Source organism: Psychrobacter sp. FME6 (genome assembly GCF_014861365.1).
Classification (GTDB): Bacteria; Pseudomonadota; Gammaproteobacteria; order Pseudomonadales; family Moraxellaceae; genus Psychrobacter.
In genome coordinates this window covers 1-387 of the sequence record NZ_RRYW01000256.1, presented here as the reverse complement: position 1 = coordinate 387, position 387 = coordinate 1, and the positions used below count along the sequence as shown (strand labels likewise).

The window sequence follows — 387 nt, the reverse complement described above, 5'->3', positions numbered from 1 at the left end:
GACCAAAGTGAGATTGCAACCATGAACTATACACATCTAAGCCTAGGTGAACGATATCAGATTTCCGCCTTAAAAGGGGCGAAACATAGTATTAAATTTATAGCTGATGCATTAGGCAGAAGTCCCAGCACCATATCAAGAGAGCTTAAGCGTAATAAAAGCCTGCGAGGTTACCGAGCTAATTATGCCGACAACGAAGCCTGTGCAAGACGATCAAACAACGCTTTCACTATCATCGCTGACGTATGGGATTGGGTTACAGACAAGCTTAAACAGAGCTGGAGTCCTGAACAAATAGCTGGGTTTCATGGTGGTATCAGCCATATGAGCATCTATCGCTATATCTGGAAAGACAAGAGCAAAGGTGGCACGTTATGGCACTGTCTT

The 387-nt window shown here is 43.9% G+C and carries 1 protein-coding gene; it reads left to right on the top strand.

Features of this window, described 5'->3' with window-relative positions:
- Nucleotides 1-21: 21 nt before the first annotated feature.
- Nucleotides 22-387: helix-turn-helix domain-containing protein (locus tag EI162_RS14520; RefSeq protein WP_192523140.1), on the top strand; the 366-nt coding region annotated here is incomplete at its 3' end.